A 21,576-nucleotide genomic window follows, 5' to 3' on the forward strand; every position below is an offset into this window, starting at 1 on the left:
CCCGCGCTCGTTTTCCTTGCACCGCAACGAAAATCTCCGCCGGAATTCCTGCGCGGGTTTCACCCGGTTCAGCGATGACCTTCGCACGTGTGTTCGGTAACGTCGTTGGTGTGACTACGACGACGCTTTCCCCCGCCGACCAGCGCCGAAGATCCCGGCAGCGCCACGAGCGACGTGAAGTGGCGCTGCCCCCACGAATCCTGCCCCTACGAGTCGAGCAGCCGCCGGAAGTGCGACGGCAGCTCCAGTTCCCGTGCCTCGGCCACCGTCAGCCAGCCGAAGTCGTCGTGCTCCTCAGGGTTGAGCACCACGTCACCGGCCCCGGCTTCCTGTGCCGTGTAAACGAAAGCGTGGACCCGCATCGCCCGCCCGGCGACGTCCGGCCACGAGTCCCGGGACAACTCACCCGTGACACGCACGGTCAACCCGGTCTCCTCCGCCACCTCGCGCACCGCGGTGGTCTCGAAGGGTTCGCCCGGCTCGACAGTCCCGCCCGGCAGTTCCCACCGCCCCGCGAGGAACACCCCGGGCCCGCGGCGGAGGAACAGCACCCGGTCGCCGCGAACGATCCAGCAGTAGGCCAGGTGCTTGTGCGCGATCTCCGTCATGCGCGCGATTCTCGCTCAGTTGGTCTTCGAGGTCGGCAGGTGGGCGCCCAGGTACCCGACGTACACCGTGCCCGTGCGGTCCGTGTCGTCCAGGAAGTGCAGGCGCGGAGCCGGGGATTTGAAGCGCTCCAAGGCGATGTGGGCGCCGAAGTAGTCGCGGCCCGCCGGGTTCGTCCGGGGGTCGACGCGGAACGTACGGGCCTGCCGGAGCCGTTCGTTCGTGGTCACCGTGTCCGACTCGGCCAGGGCGATGATGTTGGCGCTGATCAGCGAACCCGGCTGGCCGGTGCGCGCGAACGCGAGCACGTCGGACAGCTCGGGCCCCGGGTCCTGGCCCGCGTCGAGCAACGCCATCCGCGCGCTCGCGTACGCGTCGAGGGTGCGCAGGGCGTCCCACGCCTTGCGGCGCCAGGCGGCGGCTTTCGGGTGGTGGTCGAGGATCGCGGCCGGAGCCGGCTCGGCGGTGATCGTGAGGTGCTTGAGCCCGGCCGTCGCGGCGCAGAGCAGCTCGCCGAAACTCGGGAACTCCCGCGGCGGGCGCTCGGCGGCGGCGACCTCGTCGTCCGCGTCGTGGTAGCGGGACAGCGTGCCCGCCAGCAACCCGTTGACCCGCCTGAGTTCGTCGCGCTCGGCCTCCGTCTCCTCGAACGCGCGCGCGTAGTCGTCCACTTCCTCCTGCAGCTGCGCCAGCTGCTTCCGCAGGCACGCGACGTCGGTCGCGGAGAGGTCTTCGAGACGGTGGCGAAGCACCTTCACCTCGCCCGCGCGGCGATCCCGTTCCTCGGCGTCGGCCTTCGACTTCTTGCGCAGGATCGTGATCACGCCCCGCGCCTCGGCCAGTTCGCGCTCGGCGCGGCCGAGTTTCTCGGTCAGCTCGGCGTCCGGCTCCCGCTCCGGCGAGGCGAACGGGTCCGCGTCGTACCAGGCCCGCACGCTCGGCACGTCCGTCCACTCCTCCGGCAGCGGCGTCCGGCTCCGCGCCTGGATGAGCCTCGTGATCGCGCCTTGGAGCGCCTCGCCCGGCACCGGGCTGGCGGTTTCGACGAAGTCCGGGAGCTGGTCGCACGGCGGCACGTACAGCCGCGCGCCCTGCGGCAGCGCGCAGCCGAGGGGGAGGTGCCGGTTGAGCGTGCGGCGGAAGCGGTTGTCGACGTCGAACACGTTGACCAGGCCCGGCCAGCCTTCCACCGGCACCGTCGGCGGCTCGGTGAGCACCAGCACCGCCGACGTCCGCCACGGCGCCACCAGCGCCTCGCCCAGCAGGTCGGCGACGCGGTCGCATTCCTTGCGGGACCACCCGCGCATGGCCAGCACCGGGGTCTCGATCGGGATTTCGTCGCTGCCGCTCGCGCCCAGCTCCTCCAGCCCGATCCGCAGCGCCGGCGCCGGGTGGCAGCTGCGCCACGCCCGCGTGCACGCCGCGGCGAGCAGCCACGCCACCCGGTCCTCGCCGGCGTGGTAGCACAGCGAAAGCAGTACCTGAACGGAGTAGCGGCCGACGTCGTCCGACCACGCGAACTTCAGGTCACACCGGCGCGATCCGCCGTCGTCGGACGAGCCCAGATCGGTGACCGTGTAGTCCTCGTGCTGCCGCTGGCGGGCGATCAGCCTGCTGCGCAACGCGTCCAGGGGGCGCTTCCCCTCGGTGGGGACCAGTCCGTGGTGCCAGATCCGGTGCACCCCCACAGGACTCAACTCCGTTCGCCGGGAACAGGACCTCAGCCGAACATAGCGGATCCTGTGACCGGTCGAACGCGGGGCGTCACCCCGTGTGCGTCCAGAGGCAGAACGGGTGCCCGGCCGGGTCGAAGCACACGCGGACGTCGTCCTGCGGCTGGAAGTCCGCGACCACGGCGCCCGCGGCGGTCGCTTCCGCCGTCGCCGCCTCGAGGTCGTCGACCTCGATGTCGAGGTGCAGCTGCATCTGCTGGGTGCCGTCGGCCGGCGGCCACACCGGTGGGACGTGCCCGGTCTCCAGCTGGAACGACAGCCCCGCGCTGCCGTCGTCCGGGCGCAGCGTCACCCACTCCGGCTCGTCGGTGCGGATCGGCCAGCCCAGCAGCTTCGAGTAGAACTCGGCGAGCGCACGGGGTTCCGGCGTGCCGAGCACGGTGGAGGTCAGTTTCATGATCCGGTGGTACCCGCTCGGCGGGATCTCTACCGGGGCGTCCCGGGCTGGTTGTCGAAGTACTCGATCGGCGGGCCGACGTGCCGCCACGACGTCGTCGCGAACACCGCGGCACCCGACAACGCGAGCAGGGCGGTGATGACGGCGAGCGTGGCGCCGATCCGGCCGGGGCCGGGCCGGGTGCGCGCGCCCGCGTACACGCCGAAGACCAGCGCCAGCACGCTGATCGGCAGCAGCGCGAACCACAGCGCGCCGAGGACCAGCATGAACGCCTGCGCGACCCAGGAGAACACCCACGCCGAAACGACCGGCGGGCGGACGATCAGCCAGGCCGCCCAGGTCGCGACCGCCAGCGTGAGGCCGGACGCGCCGATGGCAAGTGACGCGATCGCCAGGCCGCGGCCGGGTCGCGTGGTTTCCGGTGCCTCGGGTTCGATCTCGGGTGCCCCCATACCGGGAACATCCCGGCCGGACGGCTTCGCGTTACCGGAATACCCCGGCGCCGGGCGGGTTGTTCCCTGGCGCAGGCGTAGAGATCGCTGAGGGAGCCGCCATGTCGTCCGAGCACATCCAGGGAACCGTCGCCGACGGGTTCGAGTCCGTCCGGGCGGAGTTCGCCGCCGTCGCGGCCGACCAGGGAGGTGACTACGCCGCCCAGCTCGTCGCGCACGTCGACGGCGAGCGCGTCGTCGACCTGTGGACCGGCCCCGAAATGACGGCCGACTCGCTGACCGGCGTGTTCTCCTCGACCAAGGGGGCCGCGCACCTGGTGGTCGCGCTGCTGGTCCAGGACGGCGTGCTGGACCTCGACCAGCGGGTCGCGCACTACTGGCCGGAGTTCGCCGCCGCGGGCAAGGACCGGATCACCCTGCGGGAGCTGCTTGCGCACCGCGCGGGCGTCGTCGGCGCCGACGACGGGTTCACGGCCGAAGAGATCGCCGACGACCGGATCATCGCCGAGCGGCTCGCCCCGCAGCGGCCGTACTGGCGGCCCGGCACCGCGTTCGGCTACCACGCGCTGGTGATCGGCGCGCTGACCGGCGAGGTCGTCCGGCGCGTCACCGGCCGGAGCATCCAGGAACACTACGAGGAGCGCGTCCGGAAGCCGTTCGGCCTGGACTTCTACCTCGGGCTCCCGGAGGAGCTGGAGCCGCGGTTCCTGACCACGCAGCCGATGCTGCCGACGCCGGAGCAGCTGGCCGAGCTGGAGGCGAACGCGACCGGACCGCAGAGCATCACCGGGATCGCCTTCAACCGCAACCACCCGAAGGCGCCGGAACTCTGGGAGCTGCCGAACATCGAACTGGTCCGCCGGCTGAGCCCGGCGTCGGTCGGCGGCGTGGCGTCGGCTCGCGGCCTGGCCGGCATGTACGCGGCGGTGATCAGCGGCCCCAACCCGCTCCTGCACCCGGAGACGGCGGCGGAGTTCGCCCAGGTCCATTCGATCGGCGACGACGTCTCCACGCGCAACCACAACGCGTTCGGTCTCGGCTTCGCGATCGTGTCGGACGACTACCCGGTCCTGGGCCAGGGCGCCTTCGGCCACAGCGGCGCGGCCGGTTCCCAGGCATTCGCCGACCCCCGCACCGGCCTCGCGTACGGCTACAACCGCCGCCGTTTCGCCTTCCCGGGCGGTGCAGCCCCGGAGAACGCCCGCCTGGTCCGCACCCTCCACGCGGCGGTGACGGCCTAAGAGTCCACAAAGGACATTCCCGCGCCCGGAAGTTCCCGCTGGGTGGTGCGAGCCACCCAGCGCCACGCGCGTCCGGACGCTCCGGCGGGGTGGGGCGAACCATCCGGCCGCGAGCACGCTCCGAGTCTCTCGCCCGGGTGGCGCGAACCGCCCGGCCGCAAGCACGCCCGGAGTTCCCGCCGGGCGGACACGCGTCCGGTTCTTCCCGGACGGTTACGGTAGGTACCCGGAGCAACACGGACCCCCGGACGGTCCGGCCCCCGCTCACCCAGCAAGCCGAATGCACGTCCTGAGTGGACGCCGTTACAGAGTTCACTCGTTAGGACGTTCCGGCCGGAGTGTTTGGCCTGTTCACGCAAGTTGGTCTGACTTTCAGTAGCTAAAACCCTCCCGATCATTGCTCCGTTGTGGAACCATTGGGCCGTTCGCGGGGAGAGGGCCCCGCGAGGGGGACTCACCGTCACGGTCAGCGTCCCCATGCAGATCCCCAGGGGAGAGGAGATCGACCATGTCGACGCCCACGGACACCAAGCCCGAAGAAACCCCGGAGCCGGTCGAAAAGGCCGGCCCGGTGGTCCCGGAGGCCGATGAGCACGGCTGGGTGCACGTCGGTCACGTGCTGGAGAAGCCGGTGGCTTCGCCCAACTGTGGCGACCCCTGCTACCAGCGGCAGAACTGAATCGCCGAAGCGTGACGGCCCGCCTGCCGATCTTTCCTCGGTAGGCGGGCTTCCTTCTGCCCTCAGCTGTGCTGTCATAGGAGTGTGCCTGTGACAAAGCCCCACCCTCCGGATGTGCTCGAGCGGGTACGCACGCTGCAGAAGGCGGCCTCTGCCGCCTCCTGCCTCGGGCGCTACCACGAGGGGGTCCGGCAGCTTCGCCAGGGAATGGCCCTCCTGGATTCGATCCACCCGGTGGCGCCCGCGTACCGGTCCGACTGGCTGGTGACCCGGATCCGGCTGGCCAGCACCCTGGCCGCCATGTCGACCGAGGTCACCGGGGACGTTCCGGCGGGACTTGCCGGTCTCGACGATGTGCGCCTGCTCATCGACGCCGTCACCGACCCCGTGCTCCGCGCCGAACTCAGCGCTTCGCTGAACCACAACTACGCCATGAAGCTCATGACCGTGGGCCGGAACGAAGACAGCCTCGGCTACTTCGAAGCGTCGGTCGAGCACCACGAGTACCGGCTCAAGCACGGTTCGAATCCCGCGGCTCGCATGGGCGCCTTCGTGCAGACCTTGTCGGCCCGGGGGTGGTCGCACGCGAAACTGGGCAACGTCCGCCAGGCGCGCGACGATCTGCACCGGGCGCTCGACCTCGCCGAGAAGCACGAGCTGCGGGTCGAGGCCGCCGATGTGCGGCGGAGTCTCGGTGTGCTCGCCCACCGCACCGGCGACTTGCCCGAAGCCCTGCGGCTCTACCAGATCGGCGAGCGCACCTACCAGGCGATGGGCCTCGAAGTGCCCCTCCAGCTGCGCCTCGAGCAAGCACATGCCCTGATCGCGGCCGGGTTGGCGGAGGAGGCGGGCAGCCATCTCGACGACGCGCTCGAGATGATGAACGAGCAGCACAACGTGACCCGCAAGCGCGCCAACGCCGAGCTGCACCGCGCTTCCGCCGCGCTCATGAACGACGAGATCGAACTGGCTCGCCGGATGGCCGCCTCGGCCCGGCGCGGAATGCTGAAGGTCGGCTGCCGGACCTGTGTCGCCAACGCGACCGTGATCGGGCTGCAGGCCGATGTGCGCGAGACCCTGCGATCCGCAACGATCCCCGCCGCGCTGCCGACCCGGGCACTGAGGATCGCGGCGAAGATGCCCGTGCCGCTGCTCACCGACCAGGCCGCCACCGCACGGATGCTCGCCGTTCGGCTCGACATCCGCCGCGGCAACCTCAAGCGTGCCGTCGACACCCTCCAGGAGGTTCCCCGCCCCGGGCAGCTCACCCCCATCGACTACCGGATGCTTCGGCGGCTCTGCCGGGCCGAACTCGCCGTTGCCCAGGGGAACCGGGCCAAGGCGCTCACCGAGATCCGGTCCGGGCTCACCGAGCTCGACGCCGTGCGGGACCGGATGGGCGGCCTCGATCTCGTGTCCGGCACCGCCCTCCACGGCCAGGAGCTCGCCGATCTCGCCGTCAAGCTCGTGCTCGAGCGCAACGATGCCCGGCGGCTCTTCGTCTGGCTCGAACGGACCCGTGCCCAGACCTACCGCTACGAACCGCTCTCCGCCGGGACCGATCCGGAGCTCGCCGCGCGCGTGGCCGAGGTGCGGGGCCTCGGCCAGGCCATCCAGGAGGCCCAGCACGACGGGCACCCCATCGCCGGGCTGCGGGCGAAGTACAACGAACGGCTTCGGGAAGCCCAGCGGCTCGGGTGGCACACCGGGCGCTGGGGCCGGCCGCGGCCGGTGGCCGGGCTCGGGGAGGTCGTGGGGCACCTCGGGGAGCGGGCGATGGTCAGCTTCGCCGCCTCCGGGGACGAGCTCGTCGCCGTCGTCGTCGCCGGGGGTGAGTGCCGGCTCGTGCGGCTGGGTTCGGCCGGGGAGGCGGCCGAGTCGGCGCGGGTGCTGAACGTCGACCTCGACGCGCTCGCGCCCGACAACCTGCCCGAGCGGCTGGCCGAGGTCGTCATGGCGTCGGCGCGCAAGCAGGCCGAGAAGCTCGACGCGCAGCTGATCCGCCCGCTGGCCGAGGTGTTCGGCGACCGCGAGCTCGTCATCGTCCCCACCGGGCCGCTCTACGCCGTGCCGTGGGGTGTGCTGCCGGGCCTGCGGGGCCGGCCGACCGTCGTCGCGCCGTCGGCGACCGCCTGGCTCGCGGCCGAGCTGACGAAGTCGCCGCGCGCCCGCAAGATCGTGCTGGTCCGCGGGCCGGGGCTGGCCGGGGCCCGCGGTGAGCTCGAGAAGCTGACCACGCACTACCGCACGGCGACGACGATGACCGGCCCCGCGGCCACGGTGAAGTCCGTGCTGCGCGCGATGGACGGCGCGAAGCTCGCGCACTTCGCCGCGCACGGCGCGCACGAGCCGGAGAACGCGCTGTTCTCCCGGCTCGAGCTGGCCGACGGCGCCCTCTTCGGCCACGAGATGGCCGGGCTGCGGCAACCGCCGCGGCAGGTCGTCTTCGCCGCGTGCGAGCTGGCGCTGAACCGGATCCGGCCGGGCGACGAAGCCCTCGGGTTCGCCAGCGCGCTGCTGGCCAGCGGCTCGCGGACGGTGATCGCGCCGCTGTCGCGCGTCGGCGACCTCGCCTCGGCGGCCGCGATGGACGACTACTACCGCGCGCTGACCGTCCGGGACAGCCCGGCGCTGGCCCTGGCCGACGCGATCGCCGTCGACCCGTTCCGCCGCCCCTTCGTCTGCCTCGGCGCCGGCTGACCGGCTAGGACAGCTGCGCCGGCGGCGACCACACCAGCCGCGGATCGGTCTGGACGAAGCTGCCGAGCAGCTGGTCGATCCGGGTCAGGACGTCGAGGTCGAGCCGGACGCCGGCGGCCTTGGCGTTCTCCGTGACCTGCTCCGGCGTGCTCGCGCCCACCACCGTCGCGGCGACGGTGTCGTGCTGCAGCGTCCACGCCAGCGCCAGCTGCGCCATCGTCAGGCCGGCGTCGTCCGCGACGCCGCGCAGCAGCTCCACCCGCTCCAGCAGCTCCGGCATCAGCAACGGCCGGGCGTGGGCCGCCTCGGCCGCGCGGGAACCCGCCGGGATCCGCCCGTCCCGGTACTTGCCGGTCAGCACGCCTTGGGCGAGCGGCACCGACGCGAACTGCCCGACGCCGATCCGCTGGCCCACCGGCATCACCTGCGCCTCCGCGACCCGCCACAGCATCGAGTAGTGCGGCTGGTTCGCGATCAGCGGGACGTCGTACCGCGAAGCCGCCTCGTGGGCCTGCAGGAGCTGCTCGGCCGTCCACTCCGCCGTGCCGACGTAGCGGATCTTCCCCTGCCGCACGAGGTCCGAGAGCGCGAGGAACGTCTCCGCGACCGGTGTCCGGTAGTCGAAGCGCAGCAGCTGGTAGACGTCGACGTGGTCGGTGCGCAACCGCCGCAGCGAACCTTCGAGCGACGCGATCACGTGCTTGCGGCTCAGCCCGGCGTCGTTCGGCCCCGGCCCTTCCGGCCAGAACACGCCGGTGCACAGCACCAGCTCGTCCCGGCGAAGACCGGCGAACGCCGTCCCGTACGCCTCTTCCGCCGCGCCGCCGTCCCACGCCGCCGCGGTGTGGAACGTCGTGACGCCGGCGTCCAGCGCCGCCGCGACGCAGCCGGGCGAGCCGTGCGTCAGCCAGTTGCCGTAGGCGATCTCGCTCACGGCGAGCCCGCTCGCGCCGAGCCTGCGGTACTCCACGTTCAGCCTCCCTGGACAGCCATCTCGTCGATCCACGCGTCGACCGCGCCGGCCTTGCGGGCGAAGGACGCCCGCACCGATTCGTGCGGCAGGATCAGGAACTCTTCCTCGCCGAGCCCGCGCACGACCGCCTCGGCGACGTCCTCGGGTTCGAGCAGCGGCGCCGCCGCGGCGATGGCCAGCGCGGCCGGGTGGCCCGCGGCGATGCCGGGTTCGAGCAGCGCCGTCCGGACGCCGAGCGGGCACAGCGCGCTGACCCGCACCCCGCGCGGCCGGTAGGTGATCGCCAGCCACTCGGCGAGCCCGACGGCCGCGTGCTTGGTGACGGAGTACGGCGCGTCGCCCGGGGTGCCGAGGAGCCCGGCGCCCGAGGCCGTGATCAGCAGGTAGCCCTCGCCGCGCGCGAGCATCGCGGGCAACACGACCTGCGCGGCGTGGACGTGCTGCATGACGTTGATCTCCCACGACTTCTGCCACTGCTCGTCCGCCGCGTGCACGCCGGTGCCGAACGCGGCGCCCGCGTTGGCGCAGAACAGGTCCACCGGGCCGAACTCGGCGCGCGCCGCCTCGACCAGCATCTTCAGGTCCTTTTTGGACGTCGCGTCGGCGGCCAGCGCGACGGCCCGGCCACCCGCGGCGGCGATCTCCTCCGCCACCCGCGCGGCCCCCGCGGTGTCGACATCGGACACGACCACCCCGGCTGCCCCTTCCACGGCGAAGCGGCGGGCCATGGCGGCCCCGATCCCGTGGGCCGCGCCGGTCAGCACGACCACCCGTCCAGTCAGTTCCACGCGGGCTCCAGTTATTTCAGAGTCGAATTGTCACGTACGTGCGGGAAATATATTTCCCGGTTGCGATGCGGGTGATAAAAGTGCTGGTCAGGGCCGTGATTGTGCTTTGTTCCACGGTTTCGTACGGTAGCACGAGTATTGCGTTTACGATGCCCCGTGCGTTATTCCTGAAGATCGCAACACCCGCGCACCAGGAGGTCCGCCGATGGCCGAGCTCGTCCCGCCGTCGCACGCTCGACGGCTGCGGTGCCTCGGCGCCGGCACCCCCGACGTCGTGGCCGCCGTCGCGCGCGGCGGGGGCCTCGGCGTGCTCGACGGCGCCGACCCGGCGGACCTGCGGCTGGTCGCGGCCCGCGTCCGGGTGCCCTACGGCGTGCGCACCGACGGCCCGCGGCCCGAAGGTGCGGCCTTCGCCGTCCGCACGACCGCGCCGTGGGCCGGGGCGATCGCCGAGGTCGCGGACGTCGCCACAGCCACCGAAGCCGTCCGCGGCGGCGCGCTGGGCCTCGCCGCGCGCGGTGGGGACCTGAGCGACTTCGTGCTGCTGCAACAACTCCTGAACACCTTCGACGTCCCGGTGTGGGGCAGCGTGGCCGGGCCGCGGACGGCGGTGGGCGCCCGGGCCGGCGGTGCGGCCGGGGCGTTCCTGACGTCCACTGTGGACGTAGAGGCCACCGTGCGCCGGATCGTCGGCGCCGAAGTGCCCACGACGACGCCCCTGTCCGGCCGGCTGTGCCGGACGCTGGGCAGCGCGCTACCGGTCGTCCAGGGCCCGATGACGCGGGTGAGCGACCAGCCGGGCTTCGCGGCCGCGGTCGCGGAAGCGGGCGGGTTCCCCTTCGTCGCGGTGGCCACGGCGAACGGTGCGCGCACCACCGAGCTGCTCACCCGGACCGCCGAGCGCCTCGGCGACCGGCCGTGGGGCGCGGGCATCCTCGGCTTCGTGCCCGACGCCCTGCGCGTCGAGCAGCTCGCCGCGATCCGGGCCGCCCGGCCGCGGTGCGTGCTGATCGCGGGCGGGAAGCCGGGACAGGCCAAGGCACTGGAGGCCGAGGGGATCGCGACGTTCCTGCACGTGCCCTCGCCGATCCTGCTCGGCCAGTACCTCGACGCCGGGGTCCACCGGTTCGTCTTCGAAGGCGCGGAGTGCGGCGGGCACATCGGCCCGCGGACGAGCTTCGAGCTGTGGGAGGAGCAACTGGCCGTCCTCGAGGCGGCGAAGGACGTCGAAGTGCTCTTCGCGGGCGGGATCCACGACGCCCGCTCGGCCGCGATGGTCCGGGCGATGGCGGAGCCGCTCGACGGCGCCGGGATCCTGATGGGCACCGCGTACCTCTTCACGGAGGAAGCGGTGACGCACGGCGCGATCACCGGCCTGTTCCAGGAACGCGCGCTCGCCGCCGGCACGACCGTCACGCTCGAAACCGCGCCGGGCCACCGCACGCGGTGCCTGCCCAGCCCGTACACGGCGGAGTTCGAGCAGGTCAAGGCCGGTTTGCGCGACGTCCCGGCGCAGGAGGCCTGGCAACGGCTGGAAGAGCTGAACACCGGACGCCTGCGCGTCGCGAGCAAGGGCGTCCGCCGCGACGGCGAGCGGCTCGACGAACGCACTCAGTTCGCCGAAGGGATGTACCTGGCCGGTCAGGTCGCCGTGCTGCGGGACCGCCGGACGACGATCGCCGAGCTGCACGCCGAAGTCACCGCGGGGACGACGTTCGCGCGTGAAACCGAAGCGGCGCCGGGGGAATCCCGGGACATCGCCGTCATCGGGATGGCCTGCACCTTCCCGGGCGCTCCCGACCTCGACGCGTTCTGGTCGGCGGTCCTCCGCGGCGAAGACGCGGTCACCGAGGTGCCGAAGGAGCGCTGGGACCCGGACGTCTACTTCGGACAGTCGACGTCGAAGTGGGGCGGGTTCCTGCCCGCCCTCGCCGTCGACCCGCTCGACCACGGCATCCCGCCGTCGGCGATGGGCAGCATCGACCCGGCCCAGCTGGTGTCGCTGGAAACCGCGCGCCGGGCGCTGGCCGACGCCGGCTACGCGCACCGGGACTTCGACCGCGAGCACACGAGCGTCGTGTTCGGCGCGGAGGCGGGCGGCGACCTGGCCAACGCGGGCACGGTGCGCTCCCTGCTCGACGGCTACCTCGACGAGGTGCCGCCCGAACTGCTCGCTCAGCTGCCCGAACCCACCGAGGACACCTTCCCCGGCACGCTCGCCAACGTCATCTCCGGCCGGATCGCCAACCGGCTCGACCTCGGCGGGGCGAACTACACGGTGGACGCCGCGTGCGGCTCCTCGCTGGCCGCGCTGGACCTCGCCACCAAGGAACTGCGGGCCGGGACCAGCTCGCTGGTCCTCTGCGGCGCGGTCGACCTGCACAACGGCATCCACGACTACCTGATGTTCACCTCGGCCGGGGCGCTGTCGCCGACCGGGCGCTGCCGCCCGTTCGACGCGGCCGCCGACGGCATCGCGCTCGGCGAAGGCGTCGCCTGCCTGGTGCTCAAACGGCTCGCCGACGCCGAACGCGACGGCGACCGGATCTACGCCGTGGTCAAGGGCGTCGGCGCGGCCAGCGACGGCAAGGCGCTCGGCCTCACCGCACCCCGCCCAGAGGGGCAGCACCGCGCGCTGGAGCGGGCCTACCGCGACGCTGGAGTGTCCCCCGTGGACGTCGGGCTCGTCGAAGCGCACGGCACCGGCACGGTGGTCGGCGACGCGACCGAACTGCGCACCCTCACGAAGTTCTTCGCAACAGCGGGCGCCGAGCCCGGCAGCTGCGTGCTCGGGTCGGTGAAGAGCCAGATCGGCCACACGAAGTGCACGGCCGGGCTGGCCGGGCTGATCAAGGCGGCCCTGGCGATGTGGCACGAGGTGGTCCCGCCGACGCTGCACCTGAACCGGCCGAACGCGGCGTGGGACGCGGCGACGAGCCCGTTCACGTTCACGACGAAGGCGCGGCCCTGGGCGAACCCGGCCCGGCTGGCAGGGGTGAGCGCGTTCGGCTTCGGCGGGACGAACTTCCACGCGGTGCTGGGCGCGGCCCCCGTCGCCCCGGACCGGAGCCACGGCCTGCGCGACTGGGCTCCCGAAGCCGAAGGGGTCCTCGCCGGAATCCGACGCGGCACAGCCGACCCCGGCAAGGTCGCCTTCCTCTTCCCGGGGCAGGGGAGCCAGCGCACCGGCATGCTCGCCGAGCTGTTCGTGCACTTCCCGGAGCTGGCCGACCTGCTGCGGCTCGCCCCCGACGTCGCCGGGAAAGCGTTCCCCCCGCGGGCCTTCGACCCCGAGACCGCCGAAGCGCGGGAGCAAGCCTTGACCGACACCCGCGTCGCGCAGCCCGCGCTGGGGCTCGTCGAAACCGCCGTGGCCCGGCTCCTGGCGCAGGCCGGCGTCCGGCCCGACTTCCTGGCCGGGCACAGCTACGGCGAACTGGTCGCGCTGTCGGTCGCGGGCGCGTTCGAGACCGAGACCCTGCTGCGCCTCAGCCGCGCGCGGGCCGGCGCCATCGCCGAAGTCGCCGAGCCCGGGACCATGGCCGCCGTCACGGCGTCGCGGGACCTCCTCACGCCGACCCTGATCGGTCCCGATGTCGTCGTCGCCAACCACAACGCGCCCGAGCAGGTCGTCCTGTCCGGGCCGGTGGCCGCGATCGAACGCGCGATCCGGCGGCTGCGCGAGACCGGTCTCACCGCCCAGCGGATCCCCGTGGCCTGCGCCTTCCACAGCCCGCTCGTCGCCGCCGCGGGTGACGTCTTCGCCGCGGCCCTGGCCGAGGCGTCCATTGCGGACCCGCAGCTGCCGGTGTGGTCGAACCGGACCGCGAAGCCGTACGACGGCGACGTCCGCGGGGAACTCGCGGCGCAGATCGGGGCGCCGGTGCGGTTCCTCGACCAGATCGAAGCGATGTACGAGGCGGGGGCACGGACCTTCGTCGAGGTCGGCCCCGGCCGGGTGTTGACCCGGCTGACCGGGGAGATCCTCGGCGACCGGCCGCACACCGTCGTCGCCTGCGGACCCGATCTGCCGGCGTTCCTGACCGCGTTGTCCCGGCTCGCCGAAGCCGGGGTCGACGTCCGCACCGACCGGCTGACGCGGCCGTCGCGCCCCGAACCGTCCCCCACCGCCTGGGCCGTCGACGGGCGGTCCGCCCGCGCGCCCGGCGCCGAGGCACCCGCCCTGCCCCCGGCCCGACGAATCCGGAGTTCCGCCATGACCCAGCCCGCGCCCGGCCGCGACCAGGCGATCGTCGACTTCCTGCGCACCACCCGCGAGCTGGTCGCGGCGCAGCGCGAGGTGATGCTCGGCTACCTCGGTGCCGCGCCCGCCCCGGTTCCGGTCGCGGCCCCGGCTCCCGTGGTGGTCGAGGAGCCCGTGGTCGTCGTCCCCGAGCCGGAACCGGTCGTCGAAGCCGCGCCGGTCGACGTCCTCACCACGGTGATCGGCGTGATCAGCGAGCGCACCGGCTACCCGGCCGAGATGATCGCGGGCGACCTGGACCTCGAAGCCGACCTGTCGATCGACTCCATCAAGCGGACCGAGATCGCCGGGACACTGCTCGGCAGGCTGGGCCTGCCCGCCGACGACCGCACCGACCAGCTCAGCCGCGACCGGACGGCCGACGCCCTGACCGCGCACCTGGAAAGCTGGCTGTCCCCGGCGCCGGCCGCGGCCGCCCCGACCCGGTACCGGCTCGAACGCGTGCCGGTGCCCCTCGACCCGGATCCCGCGAGACTGCGGGGGAAGTCCGTGGCGGTCCTGGGCGACGACGAGTCCGTGCGGGCGGCGTTCACCCGGGCCGGCGCGGAGATCGTCACCGAAGCCGCGGACGTCACCGTTGTGCTGGCCGGCGACCGCGGCGTCCCGGAGGTGTTCACGCTGCTCAAGGCCCTGAGCGGCACCGTGCTGGTCGCGGCGGAGCCGGGGACGGCGGGGCTGCGCGGACTGGTCCGGGCGGCCGCGCTCGAACGCGAAGGCGTGACGCGGCTCGTCGAGGCCCGGCAGGACATCGCGAAGGTGCTGGTGGACGAGGCCCTCAGCGACGGGCCCGCGGTCGTCGGCCACGACGACAGCGGCCGCTTCACGCTCGAACCGCGGCCCGTCGACCTCCCGTCGATCGCCTACTCCGGCGCCGGGCCCGGTGGCGGGGAGCTCGCCGCGCTGGGCCTCGGCCCGGATTCGGTGGTGCTGCTGCTCGGCGGGGCTCGCGGGATCACCGCCCGCGCGGCGATCGCGTTCGCCGCTTCGGGCTGCCGCATCGAACTCGCGGGCCGCACGCCGTGGCCCGGCGAGCCGGACGACCTGCCCGCCGACCCCACCGCGATGCGGGCCGTGCTGGCCGGCCGCGGCGGCTCGGTGGCCGACATCGAACGCCGGGTGCGGACCGTGCTGGCCCAGCGCGAGATCGGCCGGACCCTCGACGAGGTCCGCGCGGCCGGCGGTGAACCGGCGTACCGGGCGCTCGACGTGCGCGACCCCGAGGCCGTGCACCAGCTCGTCAAGGACCTGCACGCGCGTCACGGCCGGCTCGACGGCGTCGTCTTCGCCGCCGGGGTGATCGACGACAAGCTCATGGCGGACAAGGACGAGCAGTCGTTCCGGACCGTGTTCGGCACGAAGGTGGACGGTGCCCGCGCGCTGCTCGCCTCGCTGACGGAGTTCGGCGTCGAACCCGGGTTCGTCACGTTCTTCGGCAGCATCGCCGCCGTGCTCGGCAACCGCGGCCAGACCGACTACGCCGCGGCGAACGACGCGCTGGAGGCGCTCGGGGCGAGCTGGCCCGGCCGTGCCGTGACCGTCCACTGGGGACCGTGGGCGCCCGCCGCCGACCACGGCGGCATGGTGTCGCCGGAGCTGGCGCGCGAGTACGAGCGCCGGGACGTCGGCCTGCTCGACGCGCACGAGGCCACCGCGGCCCTGCTGCGCGAACTCGCCTACGGGACGGACCGTTCGGTGCTCTACACGGCGTCGCTGTGGTGAACCAGGAACCGGTCGCCCTCGTCGGCATGGGCGCGTTCCTGCCCGGCGCGTCCACAGTGGAGCAGTTCTGGCGGAACGTCGTTTCCGGCACCGACGCCGTCACCGAGCTCCCGGCGCACCGTCGTGACCCGGCGTTCCACGGCCACGACGGCGTCGCGCCCGACCGGACGCACGGCCGTCGCGGTGGCTTCACCCCGGAGACGTGCGAGTTCGACCCGGTCGCCCACGGCGTCCCGCCGACGTCCCTCGACGGCACGGAACCGGACCAGCTGACGGCACTGGCCGTCGCGGTGGCCGCGGTCGAGGACGCCGGCGGCCTCGGCCGGCTCGGCGACCCCGAACGGATCGGCGTCGTGCTCGGCCGCGGCGGGTACCTCTCGCCCGGGCTGCGGGGCTTCGACCAGCGGGTCCGCACCGTCCGGCAGATCACCCGCACGGTCGGCGAGCTGCTGCCCTCGGCCGGGCCGGACGTCCTCGACCGGCTGCGGACGGCGTTGCTGGAACCCCTCGGCGAGTTCCGCCCGGAGACCGCCGCCGGGCTCGTGCCCAACCTCGCCGCGGCCCGCGTCGCCAACCGGCTCGACCTCGGCGGCCCGGCGTACACGGTGGACGCCGCGTGCGCGTCTTCGCTGGTCGCGGTCGACCAGGCGATCGGGGAGCTGACCCGGCACCGCTGCGACGTCGTGCTCGCCGGTGGCGTGCACCAGACGCACGACGACACGCTCTGGTCGCTGTTCACCCAGCTCGGCGCGCTGTCGCCGAGCCAGCGGATCAGCCCGCTGTCGGCGGCCGCGGACGGCATGCTCATCGGCGAGGGCACCGCGGTCGTCGTGCTCAAGCGGCTGGCCGACGCGCGGCGCGACGGCGACCGCGTGTACGCCGTGATCCGCGGCAGCGGCACGTCGAGCGACGGGCGTGGCGCGGGCCTGCTCAGCCCGTCCGTCGCCGGGCAGACCCTCGCCCTGCGGCGCGCCTGGGCCGGGTTCGACCCGGCGGAGATCGGCCTGCTGGAGGCCCACGGGACGGCCACGCCCGCGGGCGACGCCGCCGAGCTGACCACCGTCGCCGGCTTCTTCGGGCCGGCCGGCGGCCCGCGGGCGGTGATCGGCTCGGTCAAGTCGATGATCGGGCACACGCTGCCGACGGCCGGGGTCGCCGGGTTGATCAAGGTGGCCCTCGCCCTGCACCACGAGGTGCTGCCGCCGACGCTGCACTGCGCCGACCCCCACCCGCTGCTGGGCAAGACCCGGTTCCGCGTGCTGGCCGAGGCGCAGCCGTGGGGCGCGCTGCCGCGCGTCGCCGCGGTCAACGCGTTCGGGTTCGGCGGGGTGAACGCGCACGTCGTGCTGGAAGCCGGTGACCCGGCGCCGAAACGGCGGGTGCGCGTCGACGAGCCGGAACGCGTGCTGCGGCTGGCCGCGGACTCGCCCGGGGAACTCCTGCGCCGGCTCGATCGCCCCGGCACCCCCGGGGACGGCCGGTGCCGGATCGGGATCGCCGGCCCGGACGACCGCAAGCTGGCCACGGCCCGCCGGGTGATCGCCAAGGTGGCGGCGGAGGGCCGGTCGTGGCACGGCGGCGGCGACGTCTGGTGCACCGTCGATCCGCTGCTGCGGCTGCCGCGGGCCAAGACGGTGTTCGTCTACCCGGGCCTGGAGGCCGACGCCGAACCGCGCCTCGACGACGTCGCCCGGCGCTTCGGCCTCGACCGTCCACAGTGGTCGACGGCGAGCGTGCTCGACCGCGCGGCGAGCGTTTCGGCGGCCGGGCTGGTGCTCGACCAGGCGCTGCGGCGGCTGGCGATCCGGCCGGACGCGCTCGCCGGGCACAGCGTCGGCGAGTGGACCGCGATGCAGGCCGCCGGCATGTACCGGGCGGCGCCGGACGTCCTGGACCGGTACTGGCCCGACGGGTTTGCGCTCCCCGAGGCCGACTACCTGGTGCTGGGCTGCCCGGCGGCGCGCGTCGCGGAGCTGCTCGGGGACGACCTGGTGATCTCCCACGAGAACGCGGCCCGGCAGACCATCGTGTGCGGGCCGCCGGACGCCGTCGCGAGCTTCGCCGTCACCTGCCGCGGGCTGGGGATCGTGGCCAGGACGCTGCCGTTCCGCTCCGGCTTCCACACCCCGCTGATGCGGCCCCGCCTCGCGCCGTTCGCCCGGCTCGTCGCGGACCTGGACCTGCGGGAACCCGCGCTGCCGGTGTGGTCGGCGACGACCGCGCGGCCGTACCCGGCGGCCCCGGACGAGGTCCGCGAGCTGTACCTGGAGCACCTGCTGCGCCCGGTCCGGTTCCGGGAGCTGACGGAGGCCCTGCACGCGGCCGGGTTCCGGGCGTTCGTTCAGGTCGGCGCCGGCCAGCTCGGCTCGTTCGTCACCGACACCCTCGGCGAGCGGCGGCACCTGGTCGTCGCCGCCGCGTCCGGCACGCGGTCCGGGCTCGCGCAGCTGCGCCGCGTCGCGACGGCGCTGTGGACCGAAGGCGGCGACCCGGACTTCGAAGCCCTGGAGCCGCGGCGGATCCGGATCGACACCGGGAACCCCCTGCTGTCGCTGGGGGAATCGGCTCGCGGGCTGCTCGGTGAGCAGAGCCTGCCCGAGCTGCCCGCCGGGGTGCCGGACGCGATCGTCGCCGAGTTCACCGCGCTGCTCACCGAGACCCGCCGGAGCGCGGCGGACGTCGTCGCGGCGGCCGCGCGACGGCGCGTCGAATCCACTGTGGACGTCTCGCTGGCGGCGATGCCGTACCTGCGCGACCACCGGTTCTTCCGGCAGCGCGACGGCTGGCCCGACGAGTCCGACTTCCGGCCGGTGGTGCCCGCGACGACGCTGGTGGACCTCGCCTGCCGGGCCGCCGAACGGACGTGGCCGGGCACGACGGCGGTCGCGGTGCGGGACGCGGTGTTCTCGCGGTGGCTGATCGCCTCGCCGGCCCAGCGCGTTCCGCTGTCCCTGAGCCGCGACGGCGACCACGTGACCGTCGAGATCGGACCGTACGCGCTGCTGAACATCGAACTGGGCCGGGGTTTCGCGCCACCGCCGTCCCCGGCCGTCGTGCCCGGGCCGGAGACCGCGCCCCCGCTGAGCGCGGCCGAGGTCTACGCGCAGCGCGAGATGTTCCACGGCCCGGCCTACCAGGGCCTGTCCCGGCTGACCGGCCTCGGCGAGCAGCACATCCGCGGTGAGCTGGTCGTGCCGTCCGCGCCCGGCGGGCTGCTCGACAACGTCGGCCAGCTGCTCGGGTGCTGGCTGATGGCCACCCGGTCCGACGACCTGCTCGCGTTCCCGCGGTCGATCGGCCGGCTCACCTGGCACGGGCCCGAACCCGCGCCCGGGACGCGGCTCGACTGCCTCGTGCGGGTCCGGCTGCCGCGGCCGGACGTGCTGGAGATGGACGCCGAACTCGTCCGGGACGGCCGGGTCCTGGCGAGCGTCGAAGGCTGGCGGGACGTCCGGTTCCCCTGCGACCGCGCGGCCCACCGCGTGTACGCCTTCCCCGACCGGCACCTGCTGTCCGAACAGCACGACGACGGCTGGGTCACGGTCACCGACCGCTGGCCGACCGTCGCCGCGCGGGACATCTACGCCGGTGTCTACCTCAGCGCCGAGGAACGCGCCGAGTTCGCCGCCTGCCCGCCGCGGCGCCAGCGTGGCTGGCTGCTCGAGCGCATCGCCATGAAGGACGCCGTCCGGGCCCGGCTCGCCGAACCGGTCTACCCGGCGGAAATCCGCGTGACCGGCGACGGGCGGGTGTCCGGCCGCCACGGCCGCGTGCTGCCGGACCTCGCCGTCGCCGTCTCGCAGGAAGGTGACGTCGCCGTCGCGCTGGCGGTCCCGCACCCCGAACACAGGAGCACGTCATGACCATCGACCACGCCTCCGCCGTCTTCGACGTCGTCGCCGAGCTGCTCACCGAGCTCGTCGGCGACGCCGAGGTCCTCGGCCTGGAGATCACGCCCGACACGACGTTCCACGAGGACCTGCAGCTGGAGAGCATCGACCTGGTGACCTTCGCGAGCATCCTCGCCGAGCACTTCGGCGCCGACGTCAACCTCGCCGAGTACCTGGCGGAGAAGGACCTCGACGACGTCATCGGGCTGACCGTCGGCGACATCGCCCGGTTCGTGGGGGAGCGCACGTGCCCACGATGACCGTGAACGGGCTGCGCACCAACGTGCAGCTCGTGCCCGCCGGCGGCACCGAGACCGTGGTGTTCCTGCACGGCATGGGCACCGACAGCCTGGCGAGCTTCTACCTCACGCTGGCGCCGCCGGTCGCGGCCGCCGGCATCGACGTGATCAGCTACGACCTGCGCGGGCACGGCAAGACCGAGCGCCCCGAGCGCGGGTACACCCTGGGTGACTTCGTCGCCGACCTCGACGACCTGCTGCGGCAGCTCGGCGTCGACCGGCCGGTGCACCTGGTGGGCAACAGCTTCGGCGGCACGCTGGCCTACAGCTACGCCGTGGCGAACCCGGACCGCGTGCGCAGCATCGTGTGCATCGAGTCCGAGCCCGCGACCGAGGTGTGGGCCGGGAAGATGAGCGAGATCCTCGCGCACACCGTGAAGTTCCTGCAGGTGGAGGAGAGCTTCGACTGGATCGAGGCGAACTTCAGCGCCCACCACCGGCGGCTCGCGCGGATGGCGGCCGAGCGGATGACGTCGACGAAGATGGCCGAGGAGGTGCCGCTGGGGCCGTTGCTCACGTGGGAGCAGGTGGCGGCGATCGGCTGCCCGGTGCTGTCCATTTTGGGCAGTCACGGCTACCAGGCCGACGACCTCGAAGCGCTGACGTCGTTGCTGCCGCACGGTGAGCTGCACGTGTTCGAGGGGCAGGGGCACTCGGTGCTGGTCGAGCAGCACCGGGAGGTGCGTGAGCTGGTGCTCAAGTGGATCGAACGGCACGCGGCGTGAGGTTCCTGCTGGTCGTGCCGCCGCTGGCCGGGCACGTGGCGCCGCTGCTCGGGGTGGCTTCGGCTCTCTCGCGGCGGGGCCATTCCGTGGCCTGGTGCGGTCCGGAGCCGGAAGTGTCCACTTTGGTCTCGGGTCGCGTCTTCCCGGCCGGTGACTCCGCGCCGTTCGCGCTGTCGCTGCGGCCGCCGGGGCTGCGCGGGTTCGCCGCGTTGAAGTACCTCTGGGAGTCGTACCTGGTGCCGCTGGCGGACGCGATGGCGCCGGGGGTTTCGGCGGCGGTGGCGTCGTTCCGGCCGGACGTCGTCGTCGTCGACCAGCAGGCGATGGCGGGAGCGTTGGTGGCCGCGCGCTGCGGGCTGCCGTGGGCGACGTCGGCGTCGACGTCCACCGAGCTGGCCGACCCGCTGGGGTCGTTGCCGAAGATCGCCGCCTGGGTGTCCGACCTCCAAGCCGGGCTGCGCGCCCGGCACGGCGTGCTCCTGGGTGACCTGCGGTTCTCGCCGCACCTGGTGCTGGCCTTCACGACCCGGGCGCTGGCCGGGGAGTCACGGCTGGCGGTTCCGGTGTCCTACGTCGGGCCCGCCTTGCCCGCTTCTTCAGGCGAGTGGTCCGGTGCGGACGGACGGCCGCTGGTCGTGGTGACGCTGGGGACGTCGAACGCTTCGGCGGGGACGCGGTTCCTCGCCGAGAGCGTCGACGCGCTGGCCGGGATGCCGGACGTCCAGGGCCTGGTGGTCGATCCGGCGGGCTCGCTGGTCAGCGAAAGCGTCGGGCTGGTGCGGCGGATCCCGCAGGTCGCGGTGTTCGCGCGGGCGTCGGTGGTGGTGTGCCACGGCGGGCACAACACGGTGTGCGAAGCGCTGGCGGCCGGCGTCCCGCTGGTGGTCGCCCCGATCCGGGACGACCAGTCGATGCTGGCCCAGCAGGTGACGGCCGCGGGCGCGGGCGTCCGGCTCCGCTTCGACCGCGCGAAGGCACCGGACATCCGCACGGCGATCGAGTCGGCCGGGCAGTACCGCGCGGGCGCGGCCCGCATCCGCGCCTCGTTCGAGGCGGCCGGCGGGGCCGAGGAGGCGGCCACCCACCTGGAATCCCTGGCAGGGGTGTGAT

General features: G+C 73.6%; 14 protein-coding genes. 8 read left to right on the top strand and 6 right to left on the bottom strand.

Annotated elements, in window-relative coordinates:
* Positions 1-206 precede the first annotated feature (206 nt).
* The 4 genes from ACH54P_RS38780 to ACH54P_RS38795 all read right to left on the bottom strand — a co-directional run bounded on the left by ACH54P_RS38780 (position 207) and on the right by ACH54P_RS38795 (position 3,188).
* The gene (locus tag ACH54P_RS38780) at positions 207-608 is read right to left on the bottom strand and encodes an NUDIX domain-containing protein (protein WP_489908252.1); all 402 of its coding nucleotides are present in this window, start codon (positions 606-608) and stop codon (positions 207-209) included.
* Positions 609-623: 15 nt separating this feature from the next.
* Positions 624-2,294 (bottom strand): hypothetical protein, encoded by a 1,671-nt coding sequence (locus ACH54P_RS38785; RefSeq protein WP_489908253.1) that lies wholly within the window; start codon positions 2,292-2,294, stop codon positions 624-626.
* A gap of 76 nt (positions 2,295-2,370) precedes the next feature.
* Positions 2,371-2,736, bottom strand: coding sequence for a VOC family protein (locus ACH54P_RS38790; RefSeq protein ID WP_489908254.1), 366 nt, complete (start codon positions 2,734-2,736; stop codon positions 2,371-2,373).
* Between the two features lie 29 nt (positions 2,737-2,765).
* On the bottom strand, positions 2,766-3,188 hold the full coding sequence (locus tag ACH54P_RS38795) for a hypothetical protein (RefSeq protein WP_489908255.1): 423 nt from the start codon (positions 3,186-3,188) through the stop codon (positions 2,766-2,768).
* A gap of 101 nt (positions 3,189-3,289) precedes the next feature.
* Between ACH54P_RS38795 and ACH54P_RS38800 the strand changes: the two genes are divergently transcribed.
* From ACH54P_RS38800 to ACH54P_RS38810, 3 genes are all read left to right on the top strand, one after another.
* Complete coding sequence (locus ACH54P_RS38800; protein ID WP_489908256.1) at positions 3,290-4,429, top strand: serine hydrolase domain-containing protein; 1,140 nt, start codon at positions 3,290-3,292, stop codon at positions 4,427-4,429.
* A gap of 508 nt (positions 4,430-4,937) precedes the next feature.
* Positions 4,938-5,108: a hypothetical protein gene (locus tag ACH54P_RS38805; RefSeq protein WP_489908257.1), complete on the top strand. Its 171-nt coding sequence runs from the start codon at positions 4,938-4,940 to the stop codon at positions 5,106-5,108.
* Positions 5,109-5,198: 90 nt separating this feature from the next.
* Complete coding sequence (locus tag ACH54P_RS38810) at positions 5,199-7,808, top strand: CHAT domain-containing protein (RefSeq protein WP_489908258.1); 2,610 nt, start codon at positions 5,199-5,201, stop codon at positions 7,806-7,808.
* A gap of 4 nt (positions 7,809-7,812) precedes the next feature.
* On the opposite strand, the gene ACH54P_RS38815 is transcribed toward ACH54P_RS38810, so the two are convergent.
* On the bottom strand, positions 7,813-8,778 hold the full coding sequence (locus ACH54P_RS38815; protein ID WP_489908259.1) for an aldo/keto reductase: 966 nt from the start codon (positions 8,776-8,778) through the stop codon (positions 7,813-7,815).
* Positions 8,779-8,780: 2 nt separating this feature from the next.
* Positions 8,781-9,569, bottom strand: a complete 789-nt coding sequence (locus tag ACH54P_RS38820) for an SDR family oxidoreductase (protein ID WP_489908260.1) — start codon at positions 9,567-9,569, stop codon at positions 8,781-8,783.
* Between the two features lie 205 nt (positions 9,570-9,774).
* Here ACH54P_RS38820 and ACH54P_RS38825 point away from each other — a divergent pair, with 205 nt between their 5' ends.
* Genes ACH54P_RS38825 through ACH54P_RS38845 form a run of 5 tightly spaced genes read left to right on the top strand, consistent with a single transcriptional unit; the run spans position 9,775 to position 21,575 of the window.
* Positions 9,775-15,552: an SDR family NAD(P)-dependent oxidoreductase gene (locus ACH54P_RS38825; RefSeq protein ID WP_489908261.1), complete on the top strand. Its 5,778-nt coding sequence runs from the start codon at positions 9,775-9,777 to the stop codon at positions 15,550-15,552.
* Positions 15,546-19,415 carry a beta-ketoacyl synthase N-terminal-like domain-containing protein gene (locus ACH54P_RS38830; RefSeq protein ID WP_489908262.1) on the top strand — a complete coding sequence of 1,290 codons (3,870 nt, stop codon included), beginning with the start codon at positions 15,546-15,548 and terminating at the stop codon, positions 19,413-19,415. The genes ACH54P_RS38825 and ACH54P_RS38830 overlap by 7 nt, the downstream gene beginning before the upstream one ends.
* Positions 19,412-19,702 carry an acyl carrier protein gene (locus tag ACH54P_RS38835; protein WP_489908263.1) on the top strand — a complete coding sequence of 97 codons (291 nt, stop codon included), beginning with the start codon at positions 19,412-19,414 and terminating at the stop codon, positions 19,700-19,702. Before ACH54P_RS38830 ends, ACH54P_RS38835 begins: the two co-directional genes overlap by 4 nt.
* On the top strand, positions 19,690-20,466 hold the full coding sequence (locus ACH54P_RS38840) for an alpha/beta fold hydrolase (RefSeq protein WP_489908264.1): 777 nt from the start codon (positions 19,690-19,692) through the stop codon (positions 20,464-20,466). Before ACH54P_RS38835 ends, ACH54P_RS38840 begins: the two co-directional genes overlap by 13 nt.
* Positions 20,463-21,575 carry a glycosyltransferase gene (locus tag ACH54P_RS38845; RefSeq protein ID WP_489908265.1) on the top strand — a complete coding sequence of 371 codons (1,113 nt, stop codon included), beginning with the start codon at positions 20,463-20,465 and terminating at the stop codon, positions 21,573-21,575. The genes ACH54P_RS38840 and ACH54P_RS38845 overlap by 4 nt, the downstream gene beginning before the upstream one ends.
* Position 21,576: the final 1 nt, after the last annotated feature.

The organism is Amycolatopsis sp. N2S4-7, assembly GCF_058119595.1.